This window comes from Pseudomonas sp. NBB (assembly GCF_032701105.1).
Taxonomy (GTDB): domain Bacteria; phylum Pseudomonadota; class Gammaproteobacteria; order Pseudomonadales; family Pseudomonadaceae; genus Aquipseudomonas; species Aquipseudomonas asiatica.
This window is the reverse complement of sequence record NZ_CP103994.1, coordinates 4,571,487-4,584,342: the sequence shown is the minus strand read 5'-3', so window position 1 is coordinate 4,584,342 and position 12,856 is coordinate 4,571,487. Positions and strand designations below refer to the sequence as shown.

Annotated in this window: 16 protein-coding genes and 1 pseudogene; 9 read left to right on the top strand and 8 right to left on the bottom strand. The window is 57.2% G+C overall.

Features of this window, described 5'->3' with window-relative positions:
* Positions 1 to 88 precede the first annotated feature (88 nt).
* The 7 genes from NY023_RS21275 to ccmI are packed head-to-tail and all read left to right on the top strand — an operon-like array spanning position 89 to position 5,677.
* The gene (locus NY023_RS21275) at positions 89 to 844 is read left to right on the top strand and encodes a heme ABC transporter permease (protein WP_024087611.1); all 756 of its coding nucleotides are present in this window, start codon (positions 89 to 91) and stop codon (positions 842 to 844) included.
* Positions 841 to 1,017: a heme exporter protein CcmD gene (gene ccmD / locus NY023_RS21270; protein WP_007939192.1), complete on the top strand. Its 177-nt coding sequence runs from the start codon at positions 841 to 843 to the stop codon at positions 1,015 to 1,017. Before NY023_RS21275 ends, ccmD begins: the two co-directional genes overlap by 4 nt.
* Positions 1,014 to 1,475 (top strand): cytochrome c maturation protein CcmE, encoded by a 462-nt coding sequence (ccmE, locus tag NY023_RS21265; protein WP_013973859.1) that lies wholly within the window; start codon positions 1,014 to 1,016, stop codon positions 1,473 to 1,475. The genes ccmD and ccmE overlap by 4 nt, the downstream gene beginning before the upstream one ends.
* A gap of 3 nt (positions 1,476 to 1,478) precedes the next feature.
* Positions 1,479 to 3,467, top strand: coding sequence for a heme lyase CcmF/NrfE family subunit (locus tag NY023_RS21260; protein ID WP_013973858.1), 1,989 nt, complete (start codon positions 1,479 to 1,481; stop codon positions 3,465 to 3,467).
* On the top strand, positions 3,464 to 4,000 hold the full coding sequence (locus NY023_RS21255) for a DsbE family thiol:disulfide interchange protein (protein ID WP_024087610.1): 537 nt from the start codon (positions 3,464 to 3,466) through the stop codon (positions 3,998 to 4,000). Before NY023_RS21260 ends, NY023_RS21255 begins: the two co-directional genes overlap by 4 nt.
* Positions 3,997 to 4,470 (top strand): cytochrome c-type biogenesis protein, encoded by a 474-nt coding sequence (locus NY023_RS21250; RefSeq protein ID WP_013973856.1) that lies wholly within the window; start codon positions 3,997 to 3,999, stop codon positions 4,468 to 4,470. The genes NY023_RS21255 and NY023_RS21250 overlap by 4 nt, the downstream gene beginning before the upstream one ends.
* Entirely contained in the window at positions 4,463 to 5,677 is a 1,215-nt protein-coding gene (gene ccmI, locus NY023_RS21245; protein WP_013973855.1) for a c-type cytochrome biogenesis protein CcmI, read from the top strand. The genes NY023_RS21250 and ccmI overlap by 8 nt, the downstream gene beginning before the upstream one ends.
* A 175-nt stretch (positions 5,678 to 5,852) precedes the next feature.
* Here ccmI and tatC read toward each other — a convergent pair whose 3' ends face one another.
* The 6 genes and pseudogenes from tatC to NY023_RS21215 all read right to left on the bottom strand — a co-directional run.
* Entirely contained in the window at positions 5,853 to 6,647 is a 795-nt protein-coding gene (tatC, locus tag NY023_RS21240) for a twin-arginine translocase subunit TatC (protein ID WP_013973854.1), read from the bottom strand.
* Positions 6,644 to 7,048 (bottom strand): Sec-independent protein translocase protein TatB, encoded by a 405-nt coding sequence (gene tatB / locus NY023_RS21235; protein ID WP_013973853.1) that lies wholly within the window; start codon positions 7,046 to 7,048, stop codon positions 6,644 to 6,646. Before tatB ends, tatC begins: the two co-directional genes overlap by 4 nt.
* Before the next feature lie 10 nt (positions 7,049 to 7,058).
* Positions 7,059 to 7,337 carry a twin-arginine translocase TatA/TatE family subunit gene (locus NY023_RS21230; protein ID WP_024087607.1) on the bottom strand — a complete coding sequence of 93 codons (279 nt, stop codon included), beginning with the start codon at positions 7,335 to 7,337 and terminating at the stop codon, positions 7,059 to 7,061.
* 250 nt (positions 7,338 to 7,587) lie between these two features.
* Positions 7,588 to 8,913 (bottom strand): OprD family outer membrane porin, encoded by a 1,326-nt coding sequence (locus tag NY023_RS21225; protein WP_013973851.1) that lies wholly within the window; start codon positions 8,911 to 8,913, stop codon positions 7,588 to 7,590.
* Positions 8,914 to 9,247: 334 nt separating this feature from the next.
* Positions 9,248 to 9,757 carry a RidA family protein gene (locus NY023_RS21220; protein WP_013973850.1) on the bottom strand — a complete coding sequence of 170 codons (510 nt, stop codon included), beginning with the start codon at positions 9,755 to 9,757 and terminating at the stop codon, positions 9,248 to 9,250.
* A gap of 264 nt (positions 9,758 to 10,021) precedes the next feature.
* Positions 10,022 to 10,669, bottom strand: a pseudogene (locus tag NY023_RS21215) (IS630 family transposase); the annotation flags it as partial.
* 197 nt (positions 10,670 to 10,866) lie between these two features.
* Between NY023_RS21215 and NY023_RS21210 the strand changes: the two are divergent.
* Together NY023_RS21210 and NY023_RS21205 are read left to right on the top strand one after the other, a co-directional pair.
* Positions 10,867 to 11,070: an AbrB/MazE/SpoVT family DNA-binding domain-containing protein gene (locus NY023_RS21210; RefSeq protein WP_024087605.1), complete on the top strand. Its 204-nt coding sequence runs from the start codon at positions 10,867 to 10,869 to the stop codon at positions 11,068 to 11,070.
* Positions 11,071 to 11,162: 92 nt separating this feature from the next.
* Positions 11,163 to 11,714: a 3'-5' exonuclease gene (locus NY023_RS21205; protein ID WP_024087604.1), complete on the top strand. Its 552-nt coding sequence runs from the start codon at positions 11,163 to 11,165 to the stop codon at positions 11,712 to 11,714.
* On the opposite strand, the gene NY023_RS21200 is transcribed toward NY023_RS21205, so the two are convergent.
* Positions 11,715 to 12,197, bottom strand: a complete 483-nt coding sequence (locus NY023_RS21200; protein WP_024087603.1) for a Mov34/MPN/PAD-1 family protein — start codon at positions 12,195 to 12,197, stop codon at positions 11,715 to 11,717. It lies immediately after the preceding gene.
* Positions 12,194 to 12,730 (bottom strand): hypothetical protein, encoded by a 537-nt coding sequence (locus tag NY023_RS21195; protein WP_193384121.1) that lies wholly within the window; start codon positions 12,728 to 12,730, stop codon positions 12,194 to 12,196. Before NY023_RS21195 ends, NY023_RS21200 begins: the two co-directional genes overlap by 4 nt.
* Positions 12,731 to 12,856 lie beyond the last annotated feature (126 nt).

Sequence of the window (12,856 nt, the reverse complement as noted above, 5' to 3'; positions counted from 1 at the left end):
AAGCTAACACATTGAAGAGCTTCCATTTCTTCTGTAATGCCGTTCTGGTGGCAAGTTTGGGCGAGCCGCAACTGTGATGGAAATAGCAATGATCTGGACCTGGTTTCATAAGCTCGGCTCACCCAAGTGGTTCTACGGCATCAGCGGCAGACTGTTGCCCTGGCTGAGCGTCGCGGCCCTGTTGCTGATCGGCATCGGCCTGGTCTGGGGCCTGGCTTTCGCGCCGCCGGACTATCAGCAGGGCAACAGTTTTCGCATCATCTATATCCATGTCCCCGCGGCGATGCTGGCCCAGTCGGTCTACGTGATGCTGGCGATCTGCGGTGTGGTCGGCCTGGTGTGGAAGATGAAACTGGCCGATATCGCCCTGCAATGCGCAGCGCCCATCGGTGCCTGGATGACCGCCGTGGCGCTGGTCACCGGGGCGATTTGGGGCAAGCCGACCTGGGGTTCGTGGTGGGTCTGGGACGCACGACTGACGTCGATGCTGATCCTGCTGTTCCTGTACTTCGGTCTTATTGCGTTGGGCAACGCCATCAGCAATCGTGACAGCGCCGCCAAGGCCTGCGCGGTATTGGCGATTGTCGGCGTGATCAACATCCCGATCATCAAGTATTCGGTGCAATGGTGGAACACCCTGCACCAGGGCGCGACCTTCACCCTCACCGAAAAACCGGCGATGCCGGTCGAGATGTGGCTGCCGCTGCTACTGACCGTGTTGGGTTTCTACTGCTTCTTCGGCGCAGTGCTGCTGCTGCGCATGCGCCTCGAAGTGCTCAAGCGCGAAGCCCGGGCCAGCTGGGTGAAAGCCGAAGTACAGAACAGCCTGGAGGCCGCTCGATGAGTTTCGCGTCATTCGGCGACTTCCTCGCCATGGGCCATCACGGCCTGTATGTCTGGTCAGCCTATGGCATCTGCCTGGCGGTGCTGGCCCTCAACGTGGCGGCGCCGATCCTGGCTCGCAAGCGGTATCTGCAACAAGAGGCGCGTCGTCTGCGCCGGGAGAACGGTCAGTGAATCCGCTGCGCAAAAAACGTCTTGTCATCATCCTGGCGATCCTGGTCGGCGTCGGCGCGGCGGTCGGCCTCGCCCTCAGCGCCTTGCAACAGAACATCAACCTGTTCTACACCCCGACCCAGATCGCCAATGGCGAAGCACCCATGGACACGCGCATCCGTGCCGGCGGCATGGTGGAGCAGGGTTCGCTGGTGCGTTCCGGCGATTCGCTGGATGTGAAGTTCAACGTCACCGACTTCAACAAGACCGTGACCATCACCTATCGCGGCATCCTCCCCGACCTGTTCCGCGAAGGGCAGGGCATTGTCGCCCTGGGCAAGCTCAACGCCGATGGCGTGGTGGTGGCCGACGAGGTGCTGGCCAAGCACGATGAGAAATACATGCCGCCGGAAGTGACCAAGGCCCTGAAAGACAGCGGCCAGTCGGCGCCCGCTCCCGCTCCCGTGAAGGAGGGTTGATCGATGAATGCCGGTCTGTTTATTCCTGAGCTGGGCCATCTGGCGATGATCCTGGCGCTGTGTTTTTCCCTGGTCCAGGCCGTTGTGCCGTTGCTCGGTGCCTGGCGTGGCGACCGCTTGTGGATGAGCCTCGCCCAGCCTGCGGCATGGGGGCAGTTTGCATTCATGCTGTTCGCGTTCGGTTGCCTGACCTATGCGTTCATGGCCGACGACTTTTCCGTGGCCTATGTTGCCAGCAACTCCAACAGCGCCTTGCCCTGGTACTACAAGTTCAGCGCGGTGTGGGGCGCGCACGAAGGTTCGTTGCTGCTCTGGGCGTTGATTCTTGCCGGCTGGACCTTCGCGGTATCGGTGTTCTCCCGACAGTTGCCGCAAGTGATGCTGGCCCGGGTGCTGGCGGTGATGGGCATGATCAGCATCGGTTTCCTGCTGTTCCTGATCCTCACGTCAAACCCGTTCGAGCGCATCCTGCCGCAAGTGCCGATGGACGGCCGCGACCTCAACCCGCTGCTCCAGGACATCGGCCTGATCGTCCATCCGCCGATGCTCTACATGGGCTACGTCGGCTTTTCCGTGGCCTTCGCGTTCGCCATCGCCGCGTTGCTCGGTGGTCGCCTCGACGCCGCGTGGGCGCGCTGGTCGCGGCCATGGACCATTGTCGCCTGGGCCTTCCTCGGCATCGGCATCACCCTCGGGTCGTGGTGGGCCTATTACGAACTCGGCTGGGGTGGCTGGTGGTTCTGGGACCCGGTGGAGAACGCCTCCTTCATGCCATGGCTGGTCGGCACCGCGTTGATCCACTCCCTGGCCGTCACCGAAAAACGTGGGGTGTTCAAGAGCTGGACCGTGCTGCTGGCGATCGCGGCGTTCTCGCTGAGCCTGCTCGGGACCTTCCTGGTGCGCTCCGGCGTGCTCACCTCGGTGCATGCCTTCGCCTCGGATCCCGAGCGTGGCGTGTTCATCCTGATATTCCTGCTGTTCGTGGTCGGCGGCTCGCTGACGCTGTTCGCCCTGCGTGCACCCGTGGTGAAAAGTCAGGTCGGCTTCAACCTCTGGTCCCGGGAAACCCTTCTGCTGGGCAATAACCTGGTGCTGGTGGTGGCGGCGTCGATGATTCTCCTCGGGACGCTGTATCCACTGGTGCTTGATGCGTTGTCCGGCGCCAAGCTGTCGGTCGGCCCGCCATATTTCAACGCACTGTTCATTCCGCTGATGGCGATTCTGATGGTGGTGATGGCGATCGGTGTGCTGGTGCGCTGGAAGGACACGCCGGTCAAATGGCTGCTGGGCATGCTCACGCCGGTGCTGCTTGGCACCGCCGCCCTGGCCGTGGTGGCGGGCATCGCTTATGGCGATTTCAATTGGGCGGTGCTGGCGACGTTCGTGCTGGCGGCGTGGGTGTTGCTGGCGGGCGTGCGGGACATCTTCGACAAGACTCGCCATAAAGGTCTGGTCAAAGGCCTGCCGACCCTGACCCGCAGTTACTGGGGCATGCAGCTCGCCCACCTGGGGATCGCCGTCTGCGCCCTCGGTGTGGTGCTGTCCAGCCAGAACAGCGCCGAGCGCGACCTGCGCCTGGCGCCCGGCGAGTCTATGGACCTGGGCGGCTACCAATTCTTTTTCGAGGGCGCTAGGCATTTCGAAGGTCCGAACTTCACGTCCGACAAAGGCACCGTGCGGGTCATTCGCGACGGCCGGGAGATCACCGTGCTGCACCCGGAAAAACGCCTCTACACCGTACAGAACTCGGTGATGACCGAACCCGGGATCGACGCCGGTTTCACCCGCGACCTCTACGTGGCGCTGGGCGAACCCCTCGGTGATGGCGCCTGGGCGGTACGCGTCCACGTCAAGCCGTTCGTACGCTGGATCTGGTTCGGTGGCTTGCTCACCGGCCTGGGCGGCGTCCTCGCGGCGCTGGATCGGCGTTATCGGGTCAAAGTGAAAACCCGGGTGCGCGAAGCCCTGGGCGTGACGGGAGCCACTGCATGAAACGTTGGTTGATGGTGTTACCGCTGGCGCTGTTTTTGGTGATGGCAGTGTTCTTGTACCGCGGGCTTTACCTGAACCCGTCCGAATTGCCCTCGGCGATGATCGGCAAACCGTTCCCGGAATTCTCCCTGCCCTCGGTGCAAGGTGACAAGACCCTGACCCGCGCCGACCTGCTGGGCAAGCCGGCGCTGGTCAATGTGTGGGGCACCTGGTGCATCTCTTGCCGGGTCGAGCACCCGGTGCTGAACAAGCTGGCGCAGAACGGCGTGGTGATCTACGGCGTCAATTACAAGGACGTCAACGCCGACGCGCTGAAATGGCTCGCCGAGTTCCATAACCCTTACCAGTTGGATATTCGCGACGAGGAGGGCTCCCTGGGCCTGAACCTGGGGGTCTATGGGGCGCCGGAAACCTTCTTCATCGATGCCAAGGGCATCATCCGCGACAAGTTTGTCGGGGTGATCGACGAACAGGTCTGGCGCGAGAAGCTGGCCGCCAAATACCAGGCACTGGTTGACGAGGCCAAGCCATGAGGCGCTGGCTGGCAGCCGCCATGCTCGGATTGAGCCTGGTGGGAGTGGCCCATGCCGCCATCGACACGTACGAATTCGCCAACGAGGGCGAGCGCGAGCGGTTTCGCGAGCTGACCAAGGAACTGCGCTGCCCCAAGTGCCAGAACCAGGACATCGCCGACTCCAACGCACCGATTGCCGCTGACCTGCGCAAGGAAATCTTCCGCATGCTCGGCGAGGGCAAGGACAACCAGCAGATCATCGACTTCATGGTGGACCGCTACGGTGAGTTCGTGCGCTACAACCCCGCCTTGTCCTCCAAGACCGCGCTGCTCTGGTTCGGCCCCGCCGGGCTGTTGCTCGGTGGCTTCGTGGTCATCGCCGTGATCGTGCGTCGTCGTCGGGTGCAACGTACGGCTGCTCCGGACACGCTTTCCGTCGAAGAGCGCCAGCGCCTCGACCAACTGTTGGATACAACCAAGCATGATTGATTTCTGGCTCGCCGCAGGTCTGCTGCTCCTGATTGCCCTGAGTTTTCTGTTGATTCCTGTGTTGCGTGGTCGCCGTGCCCAGCGCGAAGAGGACCGTACCGCGCTCAACGTGGCGCTGTACCAGGAGCGCGTCGCTCAACTGCAGGCCGAGCGGGAGGAGGGCGTGCTCAACGCCGCGCAGTTGGACACCGGCCGCGCCGAAGCCGCCCGTGAGCTGCTGGCCGACACCGAGGGCGCCGAGGCGCCGCGCGAGTCGCGCCTGGGCAAGCCCTTGCCGTTGCTCGCCGCCGTGCTGGTGCCGTTGCTGGGCTTGGGGCTGTACCTGCATTTCGGTGCCAGCGACAAGGTCGAACTGACCCGTGAGTTCGCCCAGGCGCCGCAGTCGATGGAAGAAATGACCCAACGCCTGGAGCGGGCGGTGGCGGCGCAACCGGACAACGCCGAGGGCCTGTATTTCCTTGGCCGTACGTACATGGCCCAGGACCGGCCCGCGGATGCAGCGAAGATCTTCCAGCGCACCGTGGCGGTGGCGGGCCGCCAACCCGAACTGCTGGGCCAGTGGGCCCAGGCGCAGTACTTCGCCGATGGCAAGAAATGGTCGGACCAGGTCCAGGCCCTGACCGACGAAGCGCTGAAGCTCGATCCCAAGGAGGTCACCAGCCTCGGCCTGCTGGGCATCGCCGCGTTCGAAGGCGAACGCTACCAGGACGCGATTGATTACTGGAGCCGCCTGTTGGTGGAGCTGCCGGAGGGTGACAAGTCCCGCGAGGCGTTGCAGGGCGGTATCGCCCGCGCCACCGAGAAGCTCCAGGCTGCTGGCGGCCAGGTTGCGCCGGTGCAGGCCCAGGCACCCGCCGCCAAGACGGCCGCCGTGCTCAAGGTGCGTGTCGAGCTGGCGCCGGCGCTCAAGGCCAAGGTGCAGCCAGGCGACAGCGTGTTCATTTTCGCCCGCGCCGCGTCCGGCCCGCCGGCCCCGCTGGCGGCCAAGCGCCTGACCGTCGCCGACCTGCCGGTGACCGTAGAGCTGGGGGATGCGGACGCGATGATGCCGCAACTGAAACTGTCGAACTTCCCTGAAGTCCAACTGGTGGCGCGGATCTCCCGTGCCGGTCAACCCACCGCCGGTGAATGGATCGGCCGCAGCCAACCCCTGGCGAGCAGCACCACCGCGCCGCAGCACCTGACCATCGACAGCCCGGACCAATAACAGGAATTCGCACAATGACCGCCATCGCTCGTATCACTTTGCTCACGCTCGTCCTGGGCCTGAGCGCTTATGCGGTCCAGCGCTACCCTCGCCGTCATTCTTTCAACTTATGATCGTCAGGGGGGGGCGCCAATCATAGCCGGTTAGTCTCGATACATAGCACGTTCGTCGGGATTCACGCTTGGGTGGCTGGAGGTTGAGCATCTTGGTCGCATATGGGCTCGTCGTCCAGATTGTTATTTCGACTGCGCACTAAGCCTCCAAAGAGGAGACCTATCTCGAACAGGAGCCACATCGGTACCGCCAGCAGGGTCTGGGAGAAAATGTCCGGCGGAGTCAGGATCATGCCGACCACGAAGCAACCGATGATCACGTAGGGGCGGATCCTCTTTAGGTAGGCCACGTCGACCACGCCGATCCACACCAGCAACACCACGGCCACGGGGATTTCGAACGCCACGCCGAAGGCGAAGAACAGCGTCATGACGAAATCCAGGTAGCTGCTGATGTCGGTCATCATCTCCACGCCCGCCGGGGTGGCGGCGGCGAAGAACTTGAAGATCAGCGGGAACACCAGGTAATAGGCGAAGGCCATGCCGGTGTAGAACAGCAGGATGCTGGACACCAACAGCGGCACGGCGATGCGCTTTTCATGCTTGTACAGGCCCGGTGCGATGAAGCCCCAGATCTGGTGCAGGATCACCGGGATCGCCAGGAACAGCGAGACCGTCATCGTCAGCTTCAATGGTGTCAGGAACGGCGACGACACGTCGGTGGCGATCATTGTCGCGCCTACCGGCAGGTACTGGCGCAGTGGTGTGGAGACGAATGTGTAGATCTGCTGGGTGAAGGAAAACAACCCGGCGAAAATGGTGAAGACCGCTGCCACGCAGACCAGCAGTCGTGAGCGCAGCTCGGTGAGGTGCGATACCAGCGGCATTGGTTGGTCGTTCTCTGGGGTTTCGCTCATGAGGCTCGCGGTAGCAAATTAGGGAGATTTGAATTGTTAGGCGCTGGAGTCGCTGGAGGCGGCGTATCGACCGCAGATGCAGATTCATCCACCGCAGGCGTCTGAGGCACGATCTTTTGATCGGTAACGTGCGCCACCAAGGTCAGTTCCTGGTTGGTTGGTGCGAAGATTTTTCGCGCCTCATCCTCTAGGGAAATAATGCGTCCGCTGTGTAGCCGCCGACGAATTTCGTCAGCGCCGATTTCACGTGCAAGTTCCTCTTTGATGGCATTAAAGCTGCGTTTGAGGCGGCCTACCCACATACCGGCCGCACGTGCAGCACCTGGCAAGCGCTCGGGGCCCAGCACTAACAGGGAGACTAGGGCAACGAGCAACAATTCAGTGAAGCTGATCCCAAACATTAGTCAGTGCTCACGCGTTGTTACGAGTTGGCTCTTCAACTCTTTGCGCCTGCACGTCTAAGGTGCTTGGCCCATTCACAGGCTGGGTGGTCTTCGGTGATATCGATTCGGTCGGTTGCTCCGCAGACATGTTGGGGGCGGATGGTGGTTCATCATCGTTCATGGCTTTGCGAAAGCCTTTAATCGATTCGCCGACATCGGTGCCGAGGTTTTTCAATTTCTTGGTGCCAAACACCAGCACCACAACGACTAATATAACAATCCAATGTTTCCAGTCAAAAATACCCATATGCCTGTTCTCTTTAAGTTGAATTAGCTAAATTTTTAATTGTATTAAAACAGATCCAATAGTTCTGCGATCGGCTATCTGAGCTATTACATCGTCATCACTATGACTTGGCCTTTCAAACTCCAATTATTTCTGAGTATTCTCCCCGTAAGCTGACGGCTCGAGGCGAACCGCCATTCCTTACGAACTGCCAGTGTCTCATTTTTGATACCATATAAACTATAAGGCTCAACCTTGAGATACTTTAAATTCAAAAAAATTCAAATGGGTAGGAGATAATCAGTCGAGTTCGAGTGATCCTACCGCCTGTACTGATGTCGCCTGAGTGCCAAGATTGTATTAATTTAGTCGTCAATGCCTTAGCCGGACCGCTCGGGATGATATACTGAGCAATCAAATCGGTCTCCCGCTCTTCTTCAGACTTCCCATAAAGTCCAAAATAAGCTGAGTCTGCGTTAACTTTACTGCCGTCGATGTCCGTCCCACGAATATGCTTGGCTGTTAAAGTCGAACCCGGTACTCCAAACGATTGCATGTCCAGCTCATAGCGAAGCTGAACTGACTGCTCATTTGGTGCATTAAAGTCTGACAATTCAGCGGCGTTTGCTAGGTATAGACCGTCGCTAAAAACACCTGCTGCCACTCCGGGACTGACGCTTCCTATCGCTGCGTAATCGTGGGGCTGGTCACCATCATTGCGCTGAAACGCCAGTGCGAATGTGTGAGGACCCGTTGCAAGTGCTGCTGAAATTGACGCTGCTGTGACATTAATATCACCTGCCTTTGCTTCTCCCGAGTTGAGGCTGCGGTATAAGTTAAAGTCAAGCGTTAATGATTGTGATTCGGATAATGCGATAGCTTGGTTGATATTGGTATAATACTGATCCATGAGGTTCTCATACCGAGAGCCATAAAACGATATAGATGTCTGATCACTGAGCGCGTACGTACCACCAATATATCCCACCTGTGGGGTGCTGACCCTTGCGAAAGCCAGTCCGAGATCGCCGCTTCGATTGGTAGAAAGGTAACTTGTACCTGAGGTGAAAAGTCCAGCGGATAGGACGATATCCTTTAGCTCTCCGCTATCGAGCATCCAGCCAGTTGCGGTCTGGTTCAGTAACTTAGAGCTGCCGGTAGCGAACACAGGAACTTTTGGTTGTAAGTCACCGTATCTTAGTGTGGTATTGGACAGTTGAACCTTGATGCTGCCCCCCGCTTTACTATAGCTATCCGCCGGCTGACCGTTGTCGCGAACAGGGAGCGTCACAGAGCCTGTCCGTTTGCCGCTTCCGTCGAGCTTTATGGCTCCATAGGCGAAAGCATCGATGCCGAAGCCCACCACACCCTGGGTAAATCCAGAGTTGAAATCAAGCATTTCACCCTGTGTCCAATCACGCTGTGTACCCAAATCGCCAGTCTGATGCCAATAGTGATTGCGGGAAAGGAGGTTGAGATGACTGTCTTCTAAAAATCCAGCAGACTCCGATTGGGAGTTTGCATAACAAATGCCTGTAGGCATTAGTACTAGTACGGCCCCTGCAGCTAAACCTTTATGGTAGATTTTGTTATTCATTAGCTGATCTCGAGAGGAGAGTTTAGTTGGGTGTAGCGTAAAATTCGCTTGCTGGTTATATTTATTTAAATAAAGAGTTGGTTGTTATTCTGGTTGGATAATTTGCAGGGTGCAGCCAGCATGATCGGATTTCATAGCATGTTAGCTTCCAGTTGGGTATAAAATCATTATACTTTTGGAGCTGTTATCCTATCTTAATTTTTTTGGCTTGTTTTACTTGCTAGGCGATATTGCGCTGGCGACTATTGCTGGATTTAGTCGCGTCCTTATGTATTATTTTTTTGATGAGGATAATGAGTGTTCCTGGTTATTAGTGTCAGGCCGAATTAAGCGGTCACTTCCCCAGGTACGCCACTGCCGTTATTTCAATGAGCGCACTATCGCTGGCAAAGTCAACTACTCTCACGCCGGACGCACTTGGCGCTACCAATCCTTTATAAACGGCTGCTCTGGTCTCTAGGGCCTTAAAGTAAATGTCATTGTCTGTTTTATAGTAAATAGTTTCGCTTACAACATTGCTAAAGTCCGCGCCATGGGCTTTTAGGATAGCTGCCATTCGCTCGTAAATTAGCTGCATCTGCTTTGTAGCATCGCCGGCATAGACCTCTTTTCCGTCCTTGTCAACGGAGGTGACGCCTCCAATGCGTAGAAAATCCCCAGCTTTGACTGCAATTGAAAAGCTGTACTGCTTCTCAAATTCAGCATTCAAATGAAACGCTGCTTTGGGCTCCATTGCAAACAATTGCGTGGATAAGAATGGCAATAGAGCTAGTAATAGAATTTTACGCGTTCTGAACTTGTTGAAATGAGATGGATGCGGGGTAGGTGTTGTTAGAGTGGTCATACATGTGCTCCTTTTTGTTTTTTCTTAAGCTACTCTAGCTTGTGCTTCAGGTGTTAGACATGAGCCGCCATATGCTTATACATTTTGCGCCACGGGGCCAGCCATCGCCGGGATTCTGAATTTTAAGGTGCCTTCTTGAGGAAATTGCAAAACCTGGGTTGGAAAGAGGTTTGCGCGTGCTCTCGGGGCGAGTTAAATTTATATTTCTTTTTACTGGTTGCATGTGCGATGACTCAATGCTGCAGAGCAATCCTCCCGTTGGAAATGCCGGTGTTCTCGCTCGATGCAACTGATCAAGCGTCCTTGAAGATAGTCCAGAGCCGTGAACAAGGTGACGGTGCCGTGGCGCGCATAATTGTGTGACTACGTACGGATGTGACCGATCGTCAGGGCAAACCCCGGTTGGGTCCGCTCAAGTGCTTGAACTTGGCTATTTTCATCGCAACAGAGCACCAGCGCTTTGTCCGGCGGATCCAGGTAGAGGCCGATGACGTCCCAAAACTTCTCTTCGAAATGCGGGTCATTGGGCCGTTTGAAGGTGCGGGTTAGGTGCGGCTCCAAATCGTTGGCAGCCCAGATCTTGTCCACACTGGTGGCTGAAATTCCAGCCGCCCGGGCCATGCTTCGGCGGCTCCAGCGACGTTCACGGATCCGGGGTTGTGTGACTTGCTCAAGCACGCGTTGTACAGTGTCAAGGGGCAGGAAGGGTTTACGACCGCGACCTGGCTTATCGATCAAACCGTCTAGCCGCTGATCCTGAAAACGTCGACACCAACACGTGACGACAGGAAGCGAGAACCCGGTCAGCCGGGCAATTTCTACCCGCGTGCAACCTTGGGCCGCCAACAGAATCACTCGTGCCCGACGACCGTCGCGCTGGCTGATGGTGGCCGAACGGACACGCCGGCTCAGTTCGGTGTGCTAAGCTATGCAGTTGCTGTCCCAGGTCGACGCGATGGGCCTCACTGATTCTGTTTCCCATAGAAATGGGCCAGATGGGCGGCCTCTGTACCCCTCAAGGTATGCCAATGAGCGCTGCACTGACAGAGTCAGGGGTTGAGCTGGAAGGGTGTTGTAGGATTTTAGGCGTGGCGGAGCTTGGAGCGACGATGAATACCAGATTCAGAATAACCATTGAGGATTGGGACGGAGACGGAGCAATCCGCATACCCGACCAAGCCTTGCAAGAGCTTGGCGTTGACGTCGGGGACTCCCTCTATCTGATTGAAGAGTTCGCCGGAACAAGTCGCTGTTTGGTCCTCTCCACAACGCCGAAAATTCCTGATCGGGTGGACGAGCTGTTTGGTTCTTAAGTACTTTACATATTCCGGCGTGGTCGGGTGCTCCTGATAGGCTAGTGGATTCGACAAAGCAGATTGTTAGTTGTTTATCCAGGAGGTAAGGAATGAGCAATGAAGAACTTTATATTTCTGTAGACATCGAAGCTTCAGGGCCGATCCCTGGAGAGTACAGCATGCTCTCACTTGGGGCATGTGTTGTCGGGCAGCCCAAACAAGCTATCTACCTGGAGCTAAAGCCAGACAGCCCCAAACATGATCCTGAAGCGGTAGCTGTAACGGGATTCGATCTGCAGGAACTGGCAGTTACAGGGGTTGTCCCCTTACAAGCGATGCAGAGCCTTGCGGAGTGGCTGGAAAATGTCAGCTCGCCCGGCCAAAGAATCGTATTTGTCGGTCTGAATGCACCTTTTGATTGGTCGTTCGTGAACTATTACTTTCATAAGTATATGGGTGAAAACCCCTTCGGGTTTGCGGCTCTCGATATAAAGGCGTATTACATGGGGGCTTTCAATCTCGATTGGAAGCAAACCAAGTCATCACACATGAGTGAAAGTTTACTGCCGCAGTCATCTGCCACACATAACGCGCTGGACGATGCACGCTACCAGGCAGAGCTTTTCCAATTGATGCTGCAGCGCAGGGCTGCGCTGGTCTGATCAGTTGGCGAAGGCGGCCTCCACGCACTTACCATCGCGGAACAACCACGCCTTAATGCCGTCGGGGTTTGGGGATAGGCCTACGATCACGGCGATCGGGTGGGGGAGTTCCTGCCTATAGCGTGCTGCGAAACGAGAGAAGCTTGCTATGTCTGTGGGTGAAATAGCCGGTACGGTTTGTGGGTGAGTATGCCAATACCCCACTAGCCTGAGCCCTCGTGCGTTGGCCGATTCGATTTCCTTCCGACAGCGGTCAGCGTCGAGTTCCAGCCAAGTCCATCCAGCGCGGTCTCTTGCATGTGGTGGTGTGGCGAGGCTCATGATCAAACCATCGGGGTTGGCGAGGTCGACAAACAGTTGACCACCGCGTTCAGTTTTCCACGTCCGTTGCCTGTACTGATCCAGCACATCGGCAACAGCTTGCGAAACAGACAAGCGAACATCGATGCCAGCCCATTGCCATGTCCACGCGATGGCACTCACTGCTTACCACTCCCTACATTCGGCCACTCGCGCTCCAGCACGATGTGTTGGACGCCATCTGCTAAAGCTGGCCCGCTGTAAATGCCGTCATGTTTAGCAATGTCCTGAGGCCGATAGATACTTGTGCTCCACACAGGTATGTCTATCTGCCCAGTCAGCCCCCTCAATGCTAGTTGCGTAACCATGGACGCCACGTTCGCCATCCCTGAGGCGCCTCCAGGGATGAATGTCTGGCCACACGCCGGCAGTGGAACTACTCCGCCACCGTTCGGCCATTCGCTGTATTTGAAGTCGAAATTCCCAGTGTCATCGAACAAAGGGCGTCCATCATGCCCCCCTTTGGGTGCTAAGAGCGCATGCCCTACAAACGAGTGCGGTTCACTCCACGCTTGCAGGAGATTCCAGCCTGCACCTAGCGCTTTGCGCAACCAGAGGGCTGCTTCCGATGACCAATCTGCAGTGGTGACAATCACCATGTCTGCATTTTTGAAAGTTTCCGGTATCTCGAGCAGCATGAGCTCGGCGAAATCCATGAAGGCCGTAACTGTCGGCGCTGATTGAAAACTGACCCACCCTGCCGATTGAAAAATGACCCAGGGCTGCTTGCCGATTTAGACCCCGGCAATTGTGGATAAGCCTAGCAGTCGACAGCGTCGTGA